The 17,456-nt window shown below is 68.4% G+C and carries 17 protein-coding genes and 1 pseudogene; 8 read left to right on the top strand and 10 right to left on the bottom strand.

Annotation, left to right across the window (positions count from 1 at the left end; all coding sequences use genetic code 11):
* Positions 1-7 precede the first annotated feature (7 nt).
* Positions 8-610, bottom strand: a complete 603-nt coding sequence (locus ACFUEJ_RS12580; RefSeq protein ID WP_288816270.1) for a TetR/AcrR family transcriptional regulator — start codon at positions 608-610, stop codon at positions 8-10.
* Between the two features lie 68 nt (positions 611-678).
* Between ACFUEJ_RS12580 and ACFUEJ_RS12575 the strand changes: the two genes are divergently transcribed.
* The 3 genes from ACFUEJ_RS12575 to ACFUEJ_RS12565 all read left to right on the top strand — a co-directional run bounded on the left by ACFUEJ_RS12575 (position 679) and on the right by ACFUEJ_RS12565 (position 3,489).
* A complete protein-coding gene (locus ACFUEJ_RS12575) occupies positions 679-1,548 on the top strand; it encodes an alpha/beta hydrolase (RefSeq protein WP_311277728.1) in 870 nt (289 codons plus the stop codon).
* 118 nt (positions 1,549-1,666) lie between these two features.
* Entirely contained in the window at positions 1,667-2,161 is a 495-nt protein-coding gene (locus ACFUEJ_RS12570; RefSeq protein ID WP_058251215.1) for an RNA polymerase sigma factor, read from the top strand.
* Complete coding sequence (locus tag ACFUEJ_RS12565) at positions 2,158-3,489, top strand: VOC family protein (protein ID WP_388029700.1); 1,332 nt, start codon at positions 2,158-2,160, stop codon at positions 3,487-3,489. Before ACFUEJ_RS12570 ends, ACFUEJ_RS12565 begins: the two co-directional genes overlap by 4 nt.
* A 1-nt stretch (position 3,490) precedes the next feature.
* On the opposite strand, the gene ACFUEJ_RS12560 is transcribed toward ACFUEJ_RS12565, so the two are convergent.
* Positions 3,491-3,964 (bottom strand): anthrone oxygenase family protein, encoded by a 474-nt coding sequence (locus ACFUEJ_RS12560; RefSeq protein ID WP_311277731.1) that lies wholly within the window; start codon positions 3,962-3,964, stop codon positions 3,491-3,493.
* A gap of 117 nt (positions 3,965-4,081) precedes the next feature.
* Between ACFUEJ_RS12560 and ACFUEJ_RS12555 the strand changes: the two genes are divergently transcribed.
* Both ACFUEJ_RS12555 and ACFUEJ_RS12550 read left to right on the top strand, forming a co-directional pair.
* A complete protein-coding gene (locus tag ACFUEJ_RS12555) occupies positions 4,082-5,392 on the top strand; it encodes a hypothetical protein (protein ID WP_388029697.1) in 1,311 nt (436 codons plus the stop codon).
* A gap of 218 nt (positions 5,393-5,610) precedes the next feature.
* Complete coding sequence (locus ACFUEJ_RS12550) at positions 5,611-6,375, top strand: lytic transglycosylase domain-containing protein (protein ID WP_388029730.1); 765 nt, start codon at positions 5,611-5,613, stop codon at positions 6,373-6,375.
* 125 nt (positions 6,376-6,500) lie between these two features.
* Here ACFUEJ_RS12550 and ACFUEJ_RS12545 read toward each other — a convergent pair whose 3' ends face one another.
* The 4 genes from ACFUEJ_RS12545 to ACFUEJ_RS12530 all read right to left on the bottom strand — a co-directional run bounded on the left by ACFUEJ_RS12545 (position 6,501) and on the right by ACFUEJ_RS12530 (position 9,316).
* Complete coding sequence (locus tag ACFUEJ_RS12545) at positions 6,501-7,793, bottom strand: M18 family aminopeptidase (RefSeq protein ID WP_137810229.1); 1,293 nt, start codon at positions 7,791-7,793, stop codon at positions 6,501-6,503.
* A 14-nt stretch (positions 7,794-7,807) separates the two neighbouring features.
* Positions 7,808-8,488 (bottom strand): phosphoribosylformylglycinamidine synthase subunit PurQ, encoded by a 681-nt coding sequence (gene purQ / locus ACFUEJ_RS12540; RefSeq protein WP_058251220.1) that lies wholly within the window; start codon positions 8,486-8,488, stop codon positions 7,808-7,810.
* A 10-nt stretch (positions 8,489-8,498) separates the two neighbouring features.
* Positions 8,499-8,738: a phosphoribosylformylglycinamidine synthase subunit PurS gene (gene purS, locus ACFUEJ_RS12535; RefSeq protein ID WP_010844201.1), complete on the bottom strand. Its 240-nt coding sequence runs from the start codon at positions 8,736-8,738 to the stop codon at positions 8,499-8,501.
* 95 nt (positions 8,739-8,833) lie between these two features.
* A complete protein-coding gene (locus ACFUEJ_RS12530) occupies positions 8,834-9,316 on the bottom strand; it encodes a glutathione peroxidase (RefSeq protein WP_058251221.1) in 483 nt (160 codons plus the stop codon).
* A 126-nt stretch (positions 9,317-9,442) separates the two neighbouring features.
* Between ACFUEJ_RS12530 and ACFUEJ_RS12525 the strand changes: the two genes are divergently transcribed.
* Both ACFUEJ_RS12525 and ACFUEJ_RS12520 read left to right on the top strand, forming a co-directional pair.
* Positions 9,443-9,949: a MarR family winged helix-turn-helix transcriptional regulator gene (locus ACFUEJ_RS12525; protein WP_065629103.1), complete on the top strand. Its 507-nt coding sequence runs from the start codon at positions 9,443-9,445 to the stop codon at positions 9,947-9,949.
* Positions 9,950-10,076: 127 nt separating this feature from the next.
* Positions 10,077-11,619 (top strand): annotated as a pseudogene (locus ACFUEJ_RS12520) (DHA2 family efflux MFS transporter permease subunit).
* 173 nt (positions 11,620-11,792) lie between these two features.
* Here the strand turns inward: ACFUEJ_RS12520 and ACFUEJ_RS12515 are convergent.
* Both ACFUEJ_RS12515 and ACFUEJ_RS12510 read right to left on the bottom strand, forming a co-directional pair.
* Complete coding sequence (locus ACFUEJ_RS12515; protein ID WP_388029692.1) at positions 11,793-13,961, bottom strand: S9 family peptidase; 2,169 nt, start codon at positions 13,959-13,961, stop codon at positions 11,793-11,795.
* A complete protein-coding gene (locus ACFUEJ_RS12510) occupies positions 13,961-14,857 on the bottom strand; it encodes a phosphoribosylaminoimidazolesuccinocarboxamide synthase (RefSeq protein WP_388029689.1) in 897 nt (298 codons plus the stop codon). Before ACFUEJ_RS12510 ends, ACFUEJ_RS12515 begins: the two co-directional genes overlap by 1 nt.
* An 89-nt stretch (positions 14,858-14,946) precedes the next feature.
* On the opposite strand from ACFUEJ_RS12510, the gene ACFUEJ_RS12505 reads away from it, so the two are divergent.
* On the top strand, positions 14,947-15,234 hold the full coding sequence (locus ACFUEJ_RS12505; protein WP_211539003.1) for a SelT/SelW/SelH family protein: 288 nt from the start codon (positions 14,947-14,949) through the stop codon (positions 15,232-15,234).
* A 245-nt stretch (positions 15,235-15,479) separates the two neighbouring features.
* Here ACFUEJ_RS12505 and purB read toward each other — a convergent pair whose 3' ends face one another.
* Both purB and ACFUEJ_RS12495 read right to left on the bottom strand, forming a co-directional pair.
* Positions 15,480-16,907 carry an adenylosuccinate lyase gene (gene purB, locus ACFUEJ_RS12500; RefSeq protein ID WP_058251227.1) on the bottom strand — a complete coding sequence of 476 codons (1,428 nt, stop codon included), beginning with the start codon at positions 16,905-16,907 and terminating at the stop codon, positions 15,480-15,482.
* Positions 16,908-16,970: 63 nt separating this feature from the next.
* On the bottom strand, positions 16,971-17,372 hold the full coding sequence (locus ACFUEJ_RS12495; protein ID WP_058251411.1) for a hypothetical protein: 402 nt from the start codon (positions 17,370-17,372) through the stop codon (positions 16,971-16,973).
* Positions 17,373-17,456: the final 84 nt, after the last annotated feature.

Genomic DNA, 17,456 nt, shown 5'->3' with positions numbered 1-17,456 from the left:
GGAGCGACTAGGTCGCGAAGGAGTCGACGATCCGTTCCAGGACGGCGGCGACCTGTTCGGTGGCGGCCTCGCGATCGTCGGCGGCGGCGACGTAGAGCGCCGCCTCGTCGAGCGCGCCGATCGCGACGTGGGCCAGCGGGCGCGTGGGCTGCTCGACCGCCTGGCCCGTGGCGATCGCGGCCGCGATCAGGCCTTCGACGAGTGCGAACCCGAATTCTTCTCCGCGAGCACGCCATTCACTCCATCCGAGCACCGACGGCGCCTCGACGAGCGTGATCCGATGCACCTCCGGCTCGGTGCACAGCCGCAGGAACAGACGCATACCCGTCTTCAGCGCGGCGAGCGGGTCCTCGCCGGCGCGCTCCCCCACGGCCGCCGCGATCTGCGCGACGATCGACTGTTCCACGTCGTCGTAGACGGCGACGAACAGCCCTTTCTTGTCGTCGAACTGGTGGTAGAGCGCACCGCGCGTCACGCCGGCCTCGGCGACGATCTCCTGGGTGCCGACGTCGGCGAAGCCGCGTTCGCCGAACAGCTTCCGGCCGGCGCCGATCAACGACGCGCGGGTCGCCGCGGTCCGCTCGGCCTGGGTACGACGGTTGACTTTCATACAGGTTGCACGTAACTTTCGTACTGAGTGTTCGTAAGTTACCGAGTCTACGAGAAGCGGGTCTCGCCATGACGACTGCATTGCCGACCGTCGAACTTCCGTCCGGCGTCATCGAGTACGCGACCTACGGTCCGGACGACTCGGCGCATCCGCCGGTCGTCTTCGTCCACGGCGCCGTCGTCGACCACCGGCTGTGGGAACCGACGGCACGGTTGCTCGCCGAGCGCGGATTCCGGTGCCATGTGCCCCTCATGCCGCTGGGCTCGCACCGCATCCCGCTCGGCCCCGGAGCCGACCGCTCGCCGCGCGGGATGAGCACGCTCCTACGTGAGTTCGTCGACCGGTTCGACCTGTCGGACGCGACCCTCGTGGCCAACGACTCCGGTGGCGCCATCACCCAATTCGCCCTCGACGACGATCCTGCGTTCGTCAGCCGGCTGGTGTTCACCAACTGCGATGCCTTCGATCTCTTTCCGCCGCAGCCGTTCCGGTTGTACTTCGCGCTGATGAAGCACCGACTTCTGCTGAAACCGCTGGCCGAGGCGATGCGCCTGCGTGCACTGCGCCATTCCGCGCTGGGCGTCGGTCTGCTGTTGAACGATCCCGATCCCGACCTCACCGGCTCGGTCTTCGAACCGCTGCAGCGCGACGTACGCATCCGCAACGACTTCATCGCGTTCCTCCGCGGCATCCGCCCCGCCGAACTGGCGCAGATCACCCCGCGGATGTCGCGCGTCGACCTCCCGGTTCGAATGGTGTGGGGTCGCGACGACCGGTGTTTCACCCCGGCCCACGGACGCCGCCTGGCCGCCGTCTTCCCGGGCGGGGCGCCGTTCGTCGAGGTTCCCGACGCCCGGACCTTCGTCTCACTCGACCAGCCACAGATTCTGGCCGACGAGATCATCGAGCTCACCGTCGGAGAACGCACCGCTCCGTGACCGCCCGGAGAACGGCGCAAGTTTTTTTCGCCACGGGCGTCGGATCATCGGGTCCGGCCGCGACGATAGAGATGTGAGCAGCGACCAACCGGTTTCTTCGGCCCGGGGACCAGAGGGATTGCTGGCGGTCTACGACCAGGCACTGCCGGAGGTGTACGGCTTCGTCGTGCGGCGCTGCACGGATCGTCGTACCGCCGAGGACGTCACCTCGGAGACCTTCCTGGCCGCCATGGACTCCGTCCGACGACGCCGCGACACCGAACCGACCACTCCGTGGCTCATCGGGATCGCCCGGCACAAGCTCGCCGACCACTGGCGACGTGCACAGCGCACGCCGGAACCGGTCGACGACCTGCCCGACCACGGGGACGACCCGTGGGACACCGAACTCGACCGGATGGTCGCCCATCACACCCTCGGCCAGTTGTCGCCGATCCACCGTTCGGTGCTGACGCTGCGCTACGTCGACGACCTCCCCGTCGGCGAGTGCGCGGAGATCCTGGGCCGCACGGTCGGCGCGACCGAGGCGCTACTCACCAGGGCCAAGCGGGCGTTTCGCGCCGCGTACCCCGAAACACAACCCCAGCCCAGCGGGAGAGGAGGTCACGCATGAGCACCCGGAACAGCTCGCGCTTCGACGCAGCACGAGATCCGCTGCACGTCCTGAACGCAGCGCGCACGCCGGGCTTCGACGATCCGGTCCGTCCCGACCTGGATTTCGCCGCCGCGCTGCGGGACCGCCTCGAGCGCGGGGCGACCCTACCCGAAGGAGTCGTCATGGCCACCGCAACACAACTCGACACAACCGAGACCGTCCGGACCGAGGCGCCCGCCCGACCGGAACCGACGGTCGAACGCCCCGGCGCCCTCCCGTATCTCGTCGTCGCCGAACCGCAGGCCGCGATCGACTGGTACGTCGACACGCTCGGCGCCCGGCTGCGCGGCGAGCCGATCGTGATGTCCGACGGCGTGATCGGTCACGCCGAACTCGAACTGGGCGGCGGCGCCGTTTATCTCGCCGCCGAGTTCCCGGACCTCGGACTCCGGGCGCCCGCACCCGGACAGGTCTCGGTCAGCCTGATGGTCGCCGTCGACGACACCGACGACGCGGTCGCGACGGCCGCCCGCGCGGGAGCCGCGGTGACCCGAGAGCCGTACGAAGCCCACGGCACCCGCACCGCGGTCATCGTCGACCCGTTCGGCCACCGCTGGATGCTGAGCGGGCCGTCGAAGACCGTGGGCACCGAGATGGTCCATCAGGGCGACATCGGCTACATGTCCCTGAACACGCCCGACGCGGCCCGCGCCCGGCGCTTCTACGGCGACGTCCTGGGCTGGGAATTCGACGCCGAGGGCCGACGCGTCACCAATGTCGGCCATCGCCTCGGCATCTTCGAGACCGACGGCGCACCGACGATCTTCTGCGCGTACGCCGTCGACGATCTCGAGGCCGCACATGAGCGCATCGTCGCAGCGGGCGGGCGGGGCGAGTTCGGTTCGAGCCCCGACGGTCATCGCCTGGTCGACGCCGTCGACGATCAGGGCGTCCGGTTCGCGGTCTACGCCGCGAACCCCGCCGACGAACGGCCGCAGGCACACCCGCGCGATCCCGGGGCCATGACCTACCTGACGGTGTTGACGCCCGACAGCGGACGCTTCCGCGCGTTCTACGGATCGGTCCTCGGCTGGACGTTCCACGGCGGACGCATCGACGACGGCTGGGAGGTCGACGACTCGCGACCGCAGGTCGGGCTCGCGGGCGGCGCCGAGAGCTCGGTGGCGGTGCCGATGTGGACGACCGACGACGTCGTGGCCACGGTCGAACGTGTCCGGGCCGCGGGCGGCACGGTGCTCGAGGAACCGAGCACCGCGCCCTACGGCATCTCGGCGCGGTGCACCGACGACCAGGGCGCTCAGTTCTACCTCGGTCAGTTGTTCTGAGTCACCCCACGGCCAACCCGACGACGAGCACCGCCACCGCGGCGGTGGTCAGCACGGACCGCACGATGTTCCACGGCCCCCAGACGGCGGTGAACCGCGTCCAGACCCGCACCGCCTCGTCGCCGCGGACAACACCCGCGGCGTCGAGGCGGTCATTGGCCGGGACGTTGACGACCATCGTGATGACGACACCGAGCGCGGTCAGGACCGTCGCGGTCAGGACCCACCATCGGAGCCCGGAACCCCACGAGGCCCAGACGGTCAGCGCGCCGAACACCACGCCGCCGCCGAAGATCACCGCGAAGAGCGGGTTGAGGATGGCGCTGTTCATCCGCTGCATCGCCGCGACCGCGACGTCGGCGCCGGCCCGGGTCAGGCCGGGGATCACGGCATAGCCGAACCCCGCCAGTACGCCGGCACTGAGGCCGGTGGTCACGACCGTCAGGGTCACCAACACATCACGCAACAGGTCCATGGGAACAGTCCAGTGCCCTGCGGGCGCGAAAACCATGACCGGACCGGCGAATTTCCTGCTCCGCCGTCCGGCTCCCGGCTCCGGAGCGGCCACCACCGTCATGGTTGACTCTTACCCATGTCCTCTCGCTCCCGCGTCCGGGCCCTGTCCGCGCGTCTGCCCTTCGGCATCGGGACCGTCGTCTTCGCCCTGTGCGCCGCACTGGTCGTGACCGGCGGCGTGGTGCTGGCGAGCGGCACCGCCCAGACCGACGACGGCGACTACGCCTACGGCGAGCTGCGCGGCTACGAACGCGAACCGGGGACCGCCTGGACGATCGTCGGGCAGGAGGATCTACCGGACTACTCCGGCGAGGTCACCATCGAGATCGCCGACACCTCCGACGAGGGATGGCTCATCACCTACCCCTCCGGGCTGGGGCGCTCGTTCATGATGGTGGACCGGCGATCGGGAAACCTGCTGTGGGACAGCCCCATCAACGCGGGGCAGGGCGACTGCGCGGTCAACGAAGCCGGCCAGGTCGGTTGCGCGGTACAGCTCGGCACCCCACTCGAGGACGGCTTCTACCTCGTCGACGACGGCGGCATCCCTACCCGCACCGCCGAATACCTGGACACCAAATCGGTGGAGGGCCTCGGCAACAACTTCCTGCGCGTCAACCGGGTCGGGCACCAGGTCACCCTGAACACGCCGGCCGGCAACGGCATCTGGGCGCGGACCTTCGCGGCGCCGGTCGTCGGTATCGAGGTCACCGGCGACACCGTGGTCATCAGGACCGCCGACGCGAGCGAGCACCTGGTCAACCCCGCCACCGGTGAGGACCGCATCGGTTGCGATCAGTGCAGCATCAAGCTCTACCCGACCGGGGTGACCGTCGACCACCAGACGCACGGCGAGGAGAAGGTGGTCACCTACGCCACCGTCAACGGCCGGGTGGACGCCGATCCGGTCGCCGAGGCCGACGGTCTGAGCGTGCTGCCCGGGCCGTCGACCCTCCCGGTCCTGAACGCGGCGAACCTGGTCTTCGCCGCCGAGGGGCAGTACGAGGTCCGCGACCCGGCACGTCCGGGGGCGCTGTGGCAGATCCGCGACGGTGAACTGTCCAAGGCGAATGCCATCGCGTGCGGGTCCCTCGTGAACTTCGGTCGCCTGGACGGTTCGCGGACGACCTACGCGCTCGCCGACGGCACGCACATCGGCAGCGGACCGCCGCCGGGACCGCAGCAGCCGATCCTCGCCAACCCGCGGTGCGTCGGGTCCAGCGGCACCACCATGGTCGTCGTCAACCAGGGCGTGCTGACCGGGCTCACCCCGGCGAACACCGCGGCCTGGGAGCGCGGCCTGTCCTCCCCCGGACTCGTGCGGGTCGTCGACGGATACATCGTCGTCAGCGAGGGCAGCACCCTGTCGATGCTCCGCCCGAATTGACCTCGCCGTTCCCCTGAACCCGAGGGTCTCAATCCCTCTTGTGGGCCGTTTCACATGCCGCGCCGAGCTCCCGGCCTCACCTGCAGAGACACGAATCGGTGGCGGTGTCCAGACCTGAATTGATCACGACAAGGTAACGCTTTGCTCACGGCCGCGTGTACGGTCGGCTCGGTTCCGCAAGCACGAACCACGAGATGTACACGCGAGGTCGATCAGTTTTGGGTAAGCACTCCAAGCCACGGGAGAAGTCACGCACACCGTTGTGGGCCACCGCCCTGCTGCCGGTGGGCGTTCTGGCCGGCGCGGCGACCGCCGGGGCCGAACTCTCCGGCAACACGCTGGCCCCCACGCCGGTGTCCGCGCCGCAGGTGGCGTCCGAGGCCCCGACCACGCCACCGTCCGTGACGCCGGCTGTGAAGGCCCACCCGCTGGCACCCACTCCCCCGCCGCCGCCGGTCCGCCCGGCCAGCGTCACCACCGGTGCGGTCCCGGTGACCAACTACGACGCGTATGAGGCGGCCGCGAAGTCCGTCACGAGCACCCACCCGCGCTGCGGCATCGACTGGAAGGTCATCGCCGGGATCGGCCGGGTCGAGTCCCACCACGCCGACCAGGGCAACGTGAACCCCGACGGCGTCCTGCGCAGCGCGATCTTCGGTCCGCGCCTCGACGGCTCCCTCGCCGGCAACCAGGTCATCGGTGACACCGACGGCGGCGAACTCGACGGCGACCCGGTCTACGATCGCGCGGTCGGCCCGATGCAGTTCCTGCCGTCGACGTGGAAGATGTACGCCGCCGACGGCAACGGTGACGGCAAGTCCGACCCGCAGAACATCTTCGACGCCGCGCTGACCACCGCGAACTACCTGTGCGACGACGATCTCGACCTGCGCGACTCGTCCGCGCTGGTGACCGCCGTCCTGCGGTACAACAACTCGATGGAGTACGTGAACAAGGTCCTCGGGTTCGCCCGCGAATACTGATCCCGCTGCCCCACCAGGACCCTTCGTGACGCGCCCTCCGCAAGCTCCGGGCGCTCCTCAGGGAGTGGTCGTTGGCCTGAGAAAGCGGTGGTCGGCCGCGCCCTCCGCAAGCTCGCGTGCCGTTCCTAGTCCTGCGTCAGAAACGCTTGCAGCGCAGCTGAATACATCGGCACGTCGTCGGCGCCCATGAGCTCACGCGCGGAGTGCATCGCGAGCTGCGGCGCACCGACGTCGATCGTCGTGAGCCCGGTGCGTGATGCCGTGATGGGCCCGATCGTCGACCCGCACGGTAGATCCGCGCGATGGACATATCGCTGCATGGGGACGCCCGCGGCGTCGCACGCGAGCGCGAAGACGGCCTCTCCCACCGCATCCGACGCATAGCGCAGGTTCTGGTTCACCTTCAGCACCGGTCCGCCGCCGATCGAGATGCGGTGCCCGGGTTCGTGGCGCTCGGGATAGTTCGGGTGGGTCGCGTGGGCCATGTCGCCGGACAGGCAGACGCTCGCGGCCATCGTCTGGAGGAAGTCCGCGCGTGATCCGCCGCGCGCGAGCACGATTCGTTCGCAGATCGACCCCAGGAAGTCCGAGGCGGCACCACGCTCGGAACCGCTGCCGACCTCCTCGTGATCGAACAGCACCAGCATCTTCGTGTGCGCCGACGAGCCGGCGTCGAGCAGCGCGCGCAGACCCGTGTAGCAGGTGCCCTGGTTGTCCAATCGCGGTGCGCTGAGCAGGTTTCCGTCGGCTCCGATGATCGCCGACGGCGCGACGTCGTGGGTCATGAGTTCCCAGCCGAGGAGCGCGTCCGGGTCGATGCCCGCGTACTCCGACACCCAGCCGAGGACGTCGGGGACGTCGTCGCCGATCCCCCACACCGCGTTGACATGCCGCTGCGGATCGAGCGTCACGCCCTTCCGGTCCTCGGACAGGTGGATGGCGAGTTGGGGTACCCGCACCACCGGTTCGGTCACATGAACCAGCGTGTGCGCCACCGAGTTCCCCGATCGGTACGCGAGGCGGCCGGAGAGGCCGAGATCGCGGTCGAGCCAGGAATTGAGCCAGGCGCCGCCGTAGGGTTCGAGCGCGACCATCGCGACCCCGGCCGACGAGCGGTCGGGATGCTGCTTGAGCCGCAGGTTCGGGCTGTCGGTGTGTCCGCCGACGATGCGGAAGGCGCCGGTCTGCCCGGTCTCCCAGGCGATGATCGAGCCGCCACGGATGACGTAGTGCCGCGCCGACGGGGCGTCGAGGCCGGCGTCCGCCCACGGCTGATCCTCGAACAGCCTTGTGTACCCGGCACTTTCGAGTTCGCGGGCCACCGTCGCGCAGACGTGGAACGGCGACGGCGAGGCGTCGACGAACTCGCCGAGGCCGCGTGCGGTCGCGCTGGTCGGAATCCTGGCGGACGCACTCATCGACGAACGCGCATTCACGCCGAGGCGAGGACCGAGTCGATCGCCGAGTAGAACAGTCCGAGGCCGTCGTCGCTGGGACCGGTGAGCGGCTCCGTGGCGTGCTCGGGATGCGGCATCAGGCCGACGATCCGCCCGTTCGGACTCGAGATACCGGCGATGTCGAGGGACGAGCCGTTCGGGTTCCGCTCGGGGAACCGGAACACGACGAGCCCCTCACCCTCCAGCTCCTCGAGCTTGCGCTGCGAGGCCACGTAACGTCCTTCGCCGGACTTGAGCGGGATGAGGATCTCCGCACCCTGCTCGAAGCGGGTCGTCCAGGCCGTGGTGTTCGACTCGACGCGCAGCCACTCGTCGCGGCAGATGAAGTGCAGGCCCTCGTTGCGGGTCAGCGCGCCCGGCAGCAGCCCGGCCTCACAGAGCACCTGGAAACCGTTGCAGATACCCAGGATCGGCATCCCCTTGCCGGCTGCCTCGACGACGGACCCCATCACCGGGGCAAAGCGGGCGATGGCCCCCGCGCGCAGGTAGTCGCCGTAGGAGAATCCGCCGGGGACGATGATCGCGTCGACGCCCTTCAGGTCGGCGTCGCCGTGCCACAGGGCGACCGGCTCGGCGCCGGCCAGCCGGACCGCGCGGGCGGCGTCGACGTCGTCGAGGGTGCCGGGGAAGGTGATGACCCCGATTCGTGCTGTCATGTGCTGCTCTCTACTCCGCGACGCGCGAGACGTTGAAGTTCTCGATGACGGTGTTGGTCAGCAACTCCTCGGCGATGCGCTCCAGCGTCGTGTCGTCGACCGTGTCGTCGACCTCGAGCTCGAAGCGCTTGCCCTGACGGACGTCGCCGATCCCACTGAACCCGAGCCGGCCCAGGGCGCCGACGATGGCCTGCCCCTGCGGGTCGAGAATCTCGGCTTTGGGCATCACGTCGACCACCACTCGCGCCATGGACCGCTCCTCAATGTCTGCTGGTCGGTTGTCGCCTGACCGGTGTTCTCCCGATCAGTTCACGCCGGTCAGCTTACCGGGTGCACCAAATCGGCTCAGAGCACGGATTCGATGGCGGCGACGACCGTCGGATCGGTCGGCTCGGTGCGCGGACGGAAGCGGTTGACCACCTCACCGTCGGCGTTGACGAGGAACTTCTCGAAGTTCCACTGGATGTCGCCGGCCTCCCCGTCGGCGTCGGCGTGCCGGGTGAGTTCGGCGTAGAGCGGGTGACGCGCCTCGCCGTTGACGTCGGTCTTCTCCAGCAGCGGGAAGGTCACCCCGTAGGTCGCCGAGCAGAAGGTCGCGATCTCCTCGGCGGTACCCGGCTCCTGCCCCATGAACTGGTTGCAGGGCACTCCGACGACGGTGAGTCCCTTGTCTCCGTACGTCTTGGCGAGTTCCTCCAGGCCGGCATACTGCGGCGTGAGGCCGCACTTGCTGGCGACATTCACCACGAGCAGCGGTCCGCCGAAGTCCTTCAGCGAGACGTCGGAGCCGTCCAGAGCGGTAACGGGGATGTCCTTGATGTTGGCCATGGCTGCCAGATTAGACGGCGCCCGCGCCGCCTTCGGGAGACCCGGGTCACAGGTGCCGCCATGGTATGCGCAAGGTCACCGTTAATTGCGTTTCGGCAATAGTTGCATTCGGGTTAGCATCTTTCGGTGTCCGGAGAATGCAGGTCGAACAGCGGCGCCGACGAGTCGGTGAACGCTGCGTCGTCGGCGCTCAACGCCTTCCTCGAGCGGCTCCTCGATCTGAGCCGGCCCGAGGCGCTGGAGAGTCTGGCGGCAAGCGAGGTCACGTTCTCGCAGCTCCGGATCCTCTCCACGCTTGCATGCCAACCCGGGCCGATGCCGGTCAACGCGATCGCCGATCACGTTCACCTGTCCCTCGCGGCCGCCGGCCGGACGGTGGACAAGCTGGCGACCGGAGGTCTCGTCGACCGTCGAGAGGACCCGTCCGACCGTCGGGTCAAGCGCATCTCCCTCACCGACGCGGGCCGGCGCTACCTCGAGACCCATCTGGCCGTGAAGCGCGGGACCATCCGACACTTCGTCGCCAACCTGCCCGCAGACATGCGCGACAACCTCTGCGCGGCACTGCGTCCCATCGTCGACGACGGCGTCGACCATTTCTGTCTGCCCACCGACGGACGGCAGGCCTCGTGACTCCCTCTCCTACCTCGTCGCTCCCTGATCTCTGACCACCGACCCTCACGGGGTCGGGCCCACAGACTTCTCTGCCGCGGATGGCCGCGGCACGCCCATTTCTCGCCCGACCGATAGGAACACGCGAATGACCTCATCCACAGGTGGCCACCTGCACGACGGCCCACCCGACACCAAGTTGGACCGTCACGTCCTGCTGGTCGCGGGCGTGGTCGTGCTCGGCGCGATCATGTCGATCCTCGACGTCACCGTGGTGGCGGTCGCCCAGAACACCTTCCAGCAGGAGTTCGGCACCGACGCCGCGGGCGCCGCCTGGACCGCGACCGGTTACACCCTGGCACTGGCGGCGGTGATCCCGTTGTCGAGTTGGGCGGCATCGCGTTTCGGCACCAAGCGCGTCTACCTCGTCTCGCTGGTTCACGGTGGGTTCGGTGTTGTGCGCGCTGGCGCCGAACATCGGCATGCTCGTGGCCTTCCGCGTGATCCAGGGACTCGGCGGCGGCATGCTGATGCCGATCGGCATGATGATGCTGACCAAGGCGGCCGGTCCCGAGCGGGTCGGTTCGGTCATGGCCGTGCTCGGTATCCCGATGCTCCTGGGTCCGATCTCGGGCCCGATCCTCGGCGGCGTCCTCATCGAGCAGCTGAGCTGGCACTGGATCTTCCTGATCAACGTCCCGATCGGCATCATCGCGCTGGTCTACTCGTGGATCGTCCTGCGCGACGACGCGGAGACCAGCCGCCCCTCGATCGACGTCGTCGGTCTGTTGCTCCTGTCGCCGGGGCTCGCGTTGTTCCTGTTCGGTATCTCCTCGAGCGCCGAGCACCGCACGTTCGTCACGGCATCGGTTCTGGTGCCGACCATCATCGGTGCACTGCTGATCGTGGCCTTCATCGTGCACGCCCTGCGCAAGAAGAACCCGCTGCTCGACCTGCGGCTCTTCGCGAACCGCACACTGAGCATCTCCGTCATCACGATGGTGCTGTTCATGGTCGCGTTCTTCGGTGCGGCGCTGCTGTTCCCGCAGTACTTCATCGGCGTGCGCGGCGAGTCCACGTTGACCGCCGGTCTGCTGCTGGCGCCGCAGGGCATCGGCGCCATGCTCACCATGCCGATCGCCGGCCGTCTCACCGACAAGATGGGTCCGGGCAAGTTCGTGCTCGCCGGCATCGTCCTGATCGTGCTGGGTCTGAGTACGTTCATGTTCCTCGGCGCCGAGACCTCGTACTGGCTGATCTGCGGTTCGCTGTTCGTGCAGGGTCTCGGCATGGGCATGACGATGATGCCGATCATGTCCGCGGCTCTCGCGACACTCAGCAACCCGCAGGTCCCGGACGGTTCGACGCTGCTGAACGTCATCCAGCAGTCGGCCACGTCGATCGGTACGGCCGTCATCTCGGTGATCCTGGCCAGCAGCCTGGCTAGCCGACCCGAGGCGGGACTGGCGATCATGGCGAACACCTCCGACGATCCGCTGCCGCCGGGCGTGCCGAACCCGTTGCCGGAGTCGTTCTTCGAGACCGCGGCGGACGTGTTCTCGAGCACGTTCACCATCTCGGTGGTCCTGATCGTCCTCACCCTGATCCCCGCGTTCTTCCTGCCCCGCAAGAAGATCGCGTCGCCCCTCACCGAAGAGGACATGGACCGCGGTCCGATCATGATGCACTGATCATCTCCTGCTGATCGCAAACCAAAGCCCCACCGACTTCCGGGTCGGTGGGGCTTTGTGGTTTCGACAAGCTCAACCAGCGGAAGGGTGAGCTCAACCAGCGGAAGGTGAGCTCAACCAGCGGAAGGTGAGCTCAACCAGCGGAAGGTGAGCTCAACCAGCGGAAGGTGAGCTCAACCAGCGGGAGTATCGAGCGCGCCCGACTGCTGCAGGATCCACGCGATCTCGAACGCGACCTCTTCCCACTGCTTGTAGCGTCCGCTGACGCCGCCGTGGCCGGCGGACATCTCGGTCTTGAGCAGTACCGGGTTGTCCGAGGTGGTCTTCTCCTGCAGTCGTGCAACCCATTTCGCCGCCTCGGTGAACAGCACCCGGGTGTCGTTGAGCGAGGTCAAGGCGAGGATCGGCGGATACGGCTTCGCGTCGACGTTCTCGTACGGCGTGTAGGTCTTCATGTACTCGTAGACCTTCGGGTCGTGCAGCGGGTCACCCCACTCGTCCCACTCGATCACCGTGAGGGGCAACGACGGATCGAGGATCGAGTTCAGCGCGTCGACGAACGGCACCGACGCCAGGATCCCGTTGAACAACTCGGGCGCGAGGTTCGCGACCGCACCCATCAGCAATCCGCCGGCGGACCCGCCCTCGGCGACCATCTGCTGGGGTGTCGTCCACCCGGTGTCGACGAGATGCCGTCCCGCGGCCACGAAGTCGGTGAAGGTGTTCCGCTTGCTGAGTTCCTTGCCGTTCTCGTACCAGTAGCGCCCCATCTCCCCGCCACCGCGGATGTGGGCGAGGACGAAGACCATGCCGCGATCGAGCATCGACAGTCGCGCCACCGAGAAGTACGGGTCGATACTCGCCTCGTAGGAGCCGTAGCCGTAGAGGAGCAGGGGCGCCGGCTTGGCGGCGTCGGTTTCCTTGCGCCGCACCACCGACAGCGGGATCCGGGTGCCGTCCTCGGCAACGGCCCACTCCCGCGACTGCACGTAGTCGGCCGGGTCGTAACCGCCGAGCACGGGCTGCCGCTTGAGCAGGGTCCGCTCGCCGGAGGCGACGTCGAGCTCGAACAGTTCCGCCGGTTCGATGAAACTGCCGTATCCGATGCGGAGCCTCGGGGCACGCCATTCCGGGTTGGCGCCGAGGCCCGCGGAGCCGAGTTCCTGGTCGAAGGTCACCTCGCGGAAATCCGATTCGACCGGGATGCCGTCGATCTGCCGCAGATCGGCGATGGCGAGACGCGGCAACGCATCTCGGCGGTAGGACAGGACCAGATAGTCGGCGAAGGCGTCCAGGTCCTCGATCCGGCGCTGCGGGTCGTGCGCGATCAGCGGGCGACGGTCCGTCGGATCGGCCACCGGCGCGAGGTCGATGGCGAAGTTCTCCGCCTTCTGCCCGTCGCGGACTTCGTTGTGCACAATGACCAGATAGTCCTCGCCACCGATGACGGCGTGCTCGACGCTGTACTCGACACCGTCGACCCGCGGTGCGACGCTGCGGAATTCACCCGTCGGATCGTCGGCGGCGAGCAGGTAGCTCTCCGAGGTGATCTTGGACCCGACGCCGATGACGAGGTACTTGTCGCTCCGGGTGGTGCCCATCCCGACCCAGAACCGTTCGTCGGGCTCGTGGAAGACCTTGACGTCGGCCGTCCCGGCACCGATGTCGTGGCGCCACACCGTGTCCGGGCGCCAGGCGGCGTCGACCGTCGAGTAGAACACGTGCCGGGCGTCCGCCGACCACACCGCACCCCCCGAGGTGTCGCGAACCTCGTCGGGGAGGAGTTCCCCGGTGCGAAGGTCCTTGACGCGCAGGGTGTATCGCTCGTCCCCGACGATGTCGATGCTGTAGGCGAGCCAGTTGCCGTCGTCGCTGACGGTCAGCGCCCCGAGACTGAAGAAATCATGACCCTCCGCCTCGACGTTGGCGTCGAGCAGGATCTCCTCGCCGGGCAGCGGGTCGTCGCCCACCTCCGGCGGGGTCCAGTCGTCCTCGGACCGGATCGGGCACCGGCACGACGTCGAGTACTGCTTGCCCTCATGGGTTCGCCCGTAATACCAGTACCGCCCGCGCCGGTTGGGCACCGACATGTCGGTTTCCTTGGTGCGGCTCTTGATCTCACCGAAGATCTGCGTGCGCAGGTCCGCCAGCTGCGCGGTGTGCGATTCGGTGAAGGCGTTCTGCGCCTCCAGGTAGGCGATGACCTCCGGATCGTCCTTGTCGCGCAACCATTCGTAGTCGTCGACGAAGGTGTCGCCGTGGTGGGTGCGTTCGGTGGGCACCTTCTTGGCCACCGGCGCGGTGACCGGCGCTGCGTTCATGATGGTCTTCTCGTCGGTCATCAGATCACCTCTGCATCGGGCCAGTCCGCGAAGGACTTTCGCGAGATCCATTCGTAGGCGTCGATATAGCGCTGCCTCGTGCGGTCGACGACGTCGTCGGGCAACGGCGGCGGCGCGACATCGGAGGTCCGGTCCCACCCGGATTCGGCACCGGTGAGCCAGTTCCGCACGATCTGCTTGTCGAAGCTCGGCTGCACCTTGCCGGCCTCGTAGGTGGCGGCCTCCCAGTACCGCGACGAGTCGGGGGTGAGCACCTCATCGGCCAGGACGAGTTCGCCGTCGGCCCCGCGGCCGAACTCGAATTTGGTGTCGGCCAGGATGATTCCGCGCTCGGCGGCGACGGCGGCGCCGCGGGCGTAGATGTCGAGGGTGGCCGATCGCAGCGCCTGCGCCAACTCCTCCCCCTCCTGCTCGACGACCCGCTCGAAACTGATGTTCTCGTCGTGCTCACCCTGCTCGGCCTTGGTGGCCGGCGTGAAGATCGGTTCGGGGAGCTTGCTCGCCTCCGCCAGTCCCGCCGGCAGTTCGACGCCGCACACCGACCCGGTCGCCTGGTAGTCGAGCAGGCCCGAGCCGGTCAGGTAGCCGCGGGCGACGCATTCGACCTGCACCATCGGCAGTCGACGGACCACCATCGACCGGCCAACGACCGACGCCGGGATCCGTTCGTCGGTGGGGCCGCCGGCCAAATGGTTGGGCACGCCGAGTTCGTCGAACCAGTAGAAGCTCATCGCGGTCAGGATGCGCCCTTTGTCGGGGATCGCGGGACTGAGGATGTGGTCGTAGGCCGAGATCCGGTCGGACGCCACCAGCAACAGGGTGTCGGCGTCGATCTCGTAGATCTCGCGGACCTTCCCCGACGCCAGATGACGGTAGGACTGCAGTTCAGGACGCATGGACTCGACCCTAGAGGGTGAGGTGACCCCGCGGGGCGGCAGGGACCACCCGTCCGGCCGTGGGCCCCGGGGTCTGCGATCCTGGACCGATGAGCGAGCCGCACATCACCATCACCTACTGCACGCAGTGCAACTGGCTGCTGCGAGCGTCGTGGATGGCCTCGGAACTGCTGAACACCTTCGGCACCGAGATCGGCTCGGTGACCCTCGTCCCCGGCACGGGCGGGGTGTTCGCCATCGACGTCGACGGCACCCAGATCTGGGAACGCAAGCGCGACGGCGGCTTCCCCGGTGCTCCCGAACTCAAGCGTCGCGTGCGCGACACCGCCCTCCCGGACTGGAACCTCGGCCACTCCGACGTCAGCGCGCCGGAGTGACCCCGTTCCCTAATCCGAGGAGCCGCACATCACTGCTCCCTGAGGTGTGAGGAGCGAAAGCGACGAGCCACGAAGGGCTCGCGAGACACCTCACCAGGCCCTTCGTGGCTCGCTTCGCTCGCACCTCAGGGAGCAGATGGGGTCGCTTTCCTCGCACCTCAGGGAGCAGACGGGGTCGCGCTCCTCAGGGAGCAGGGGGTAGCAGGCACTCCGACGTCACCGCGCCGAAGTGAGATGGCGGAGAGCTACAGGATCGGCGCCGGCGAGTAGCCCGCGGCGTCGGGGTACTGCCCGATGATCTTCTCCGCGGCCGCGATGACGTCGGCGACCTGCTGTTCGGCGGCACCGACGAAGGCCGTCTTGTCGGCCAGCAACGCGTCGAGCTGCGCGCGGTCGAGCGGGATGCGGTCGTCGGCGGCGAGCCGGTCGAGGAGGTCGGGTTCGCGTCCCTCCTCCCGCATGGCGAGCGCGACCGCGACCGCGTTCTCCTTGATCGCCTCGTGCGCGGTCTCCCGCCCGACGCCGGCGCGCACCGCGGCCATCAGGACCTTGGTGGTCGCGAGGAACGGCAGATAACGGTCGAGTTCGTTGGCGATCACGGCCGGGTAGGCGCCGAACTCGTCGAGCACCGTCAGGAAGGTCTCCATCAGTCCGTCGATCGCGAAGAACGCGTCGGGCAGGGCCACGCGACGGACGACCGAGCAGAAGACGTCGCCCTCGTTCCACTGCGCGCCCGCCAGTTCGGCGGCCATCGAGCCGTATCCGCGGAGTACGACCGCGAGCCCGTTGACGCGTTCGCAGCTGCGGGTGTTCATCTTGTGCGGCATCGCCGAGCTGCCGACCTGACCGGGCTGGAAGCCCTCGGTGACCAGCTCGTGGCCCGCCATCAGCCGGATGGTGTGGGCCAGCGACGACGGCGCGGCCGCCAGCTGCACGAGTGCCGACACCACGTCGTGGTCGAGCGACCGCGGATAGATCTGGCCGACCGAGGTGAACGAGCGGGCGAACCCGAGGTGATCGGCGACCCGGCCCTCGAGGTCGGCGAGCTTCACCGCGTCGCCGCCGAGCAGGTCGAGCATGTCCTGCGAGGTGCCCATCGGCCCCTTGATCCCGCGCAGCGGGTAGCGGTCGATGAGTTCGCGCAACCGGGTGAGCGCGATCATCAGCTCGTCGGCGGCCGAGGCGAACCGCTTGCCGAGCGTGGTGGCCTGGGCGGCAACGTTGTGACTGCGTCCGGCCATCACCGTCGACGAGTAGTCGGCGGCGCGTGCGACGATGCGCGCGAGCACTGCCACGCCGTGGGCGTGGACGTGTTCGAGCGAACGCAGGATCTGCAGCTGCTCGACGTTCTCGGTGAGGTCGCGGCTGGTCATGCCCTTGTGGATCTGCTCGTGGCCGGCCAGGGCGTTGAACTCCTCGATCCGGGCCTTCACATCGTGGCGGGTGACCCGTTCACGCTCGGCGATGGATGCGAGATCGACCTGGTCGACGACGCGCTCGTAGTCGGCGATGGCGTCGGCCGGTACGTCGATGCCGAGGTCGCGCTGCGCCTTGAGGACCGCGATCCACAGTCGCCGTTCGAGCTCGATCTTGGTGCTCGCCGACCACAGTTCGGCGAGATCGGCGGAGGCATAGCGGCTGGCCAGGACGTTGGCGATGACGGGCTTCGACACCCGGTCAGTGTAGGTCGCGGCCGTCGCGATCCTCAAAACCCGGAGAGGGCCGCGCACACGCGGTCAGAACGCGATGCACGCCCCGTTGGACCCGTAACCCTGTCGCACGCGGACGAACGTCGGCGCCGACACCTTCCCGTTCTGCACGGCATACAGATACTTGTCACCGGTCCGGTGCGGCACCCAGGTGGTCGAGGCGAGCGCACCCTGCGGCAGGTCGCGTCCGACGAAGCGCGGCGGCAGACCCGCCTTGACCTCGAAGAACTCGACCCAGCCGGACGAGTTGACCGCCACGGTCAGCGGATAGGTGCAGCCGGTGCCGTAGACCGCCGAGGAGAACGGGACCGACGCATCGACCCGCCCGGCCGGCGCGGCCTGCGCTGTCGGGGCGACGAACGCCGTCGCTGCCATGACGGCCGCGCCGAGCGCGGCCCCGACTCCCACCATCCATCGTCTCGCTGACACGCGATCCCCTTCCCCGTCGGTGACCTGACGCCCCATCGTGTCATCGCCGCGTCCACCGCGCGGTGAGTTCGCGAGGTTCGGCCC

Source organism: Gordonia sp. NPDC057258, assembly GCF_042668985.1.
Taxonomy (GTDB): domain Bacteria; phylum Actinomycetota; class Actinomycetes; order Mycobacteriales; family Mycobacteriaceae; genus Gordonia; species Gordonia hongkongensis.
Note: the sequence above shows the minus strand (reverse complement) of the source record. Positions and strands in the feature narration are given on the sequence as shown.

Bases quoted from the DNA above. Each gene is read 5' to 3' on its own strand.
- ACFUEJ_RS12575 (WP_311277728.1), top strand. From the start codon at position 679: ATGACGACTGCATTGCCGACCGTCGAACTTCCGTCCGGCGTCATCGAG.
- ACFUEJ_RS12515 (WP_388029692.1), bottom strand. From the start codon at position 13,961: ATGACCGACGAGAAGACCATCATGAACGCAGCGCCGGTCACCGCGCCG.
- purQ (WP_058251220.1), bottom strand. From the start codon at position 8,488: ATGACAGCACGAATCGGGGTCATCACCTTCCCCGGCACCCTCGACGAC.
- ACFUEJ_RS12545 (WP_137810229.1), bottom strand. From the start codon at position 7,793: ATGAGTGCGTCCGCCAGGATTCCGACCAGCGCGACCGCACGCGGCCTC.
- ACFUEJ_RS12560 (WP_311277731.1), bottom strand. From the start codon at position 3,964: ATGGACCTGTTGCGTGATGTGTTGGTGACCCTGACGGTCGTGACCACC.
- ACFUEJ_RS12530 (WP_058251221.1), bottom strand. From the start codon at position 9,316: ATGGCCAACATCAAGGACATCCCCGTTACCGCTCTGGACGGCTCCGAC.
- purS (WP_010844201.1), bottom strand. From the start codon at position 8,738: ATGGCGCGAGTGGTGGTCGACGTGATGCCCAAAGCCGAGATTCTCGAC.
- ACFUEJ_RS12580 (WP_288816270.1), bottom strand. From the start codon at position 610: ATGAAAGTCAACCGTCGTACCCAGGCCGAGCGGACCGCGGCGACCCGC.
- ACFUEJ_RS12565 (WP_388029700.1), top strand. From the start codon at position 2,158: ATGAGCACCCGGAACAGCTCGCGCTTCGACGCAGCACGAGATCCGCTG.
- ACFUEJ_RS12510 (WP_388029689.1), bottom strand. From the start codon at position 14,857: ATGCGTCCTGAACTGCAGTCCTACCGTCATCTGGCGTCGGGGAAGGTC.
- ACFUEJ_RS12505 (WP_211539003.1), top strand. From the start codon at position 14,947: ATGAGCGAGCCGCACATCACCATCACCTACTGCACGCAGTGCAACTGG.
- ACFUEJ_RS12555 (WP_388029697.1), top strand. From the start codon at position 4,082: ATGTCCTCTCGCTCCCGCGTCCGGGCCCTGTCCGCGCGTCTGCCCTTC.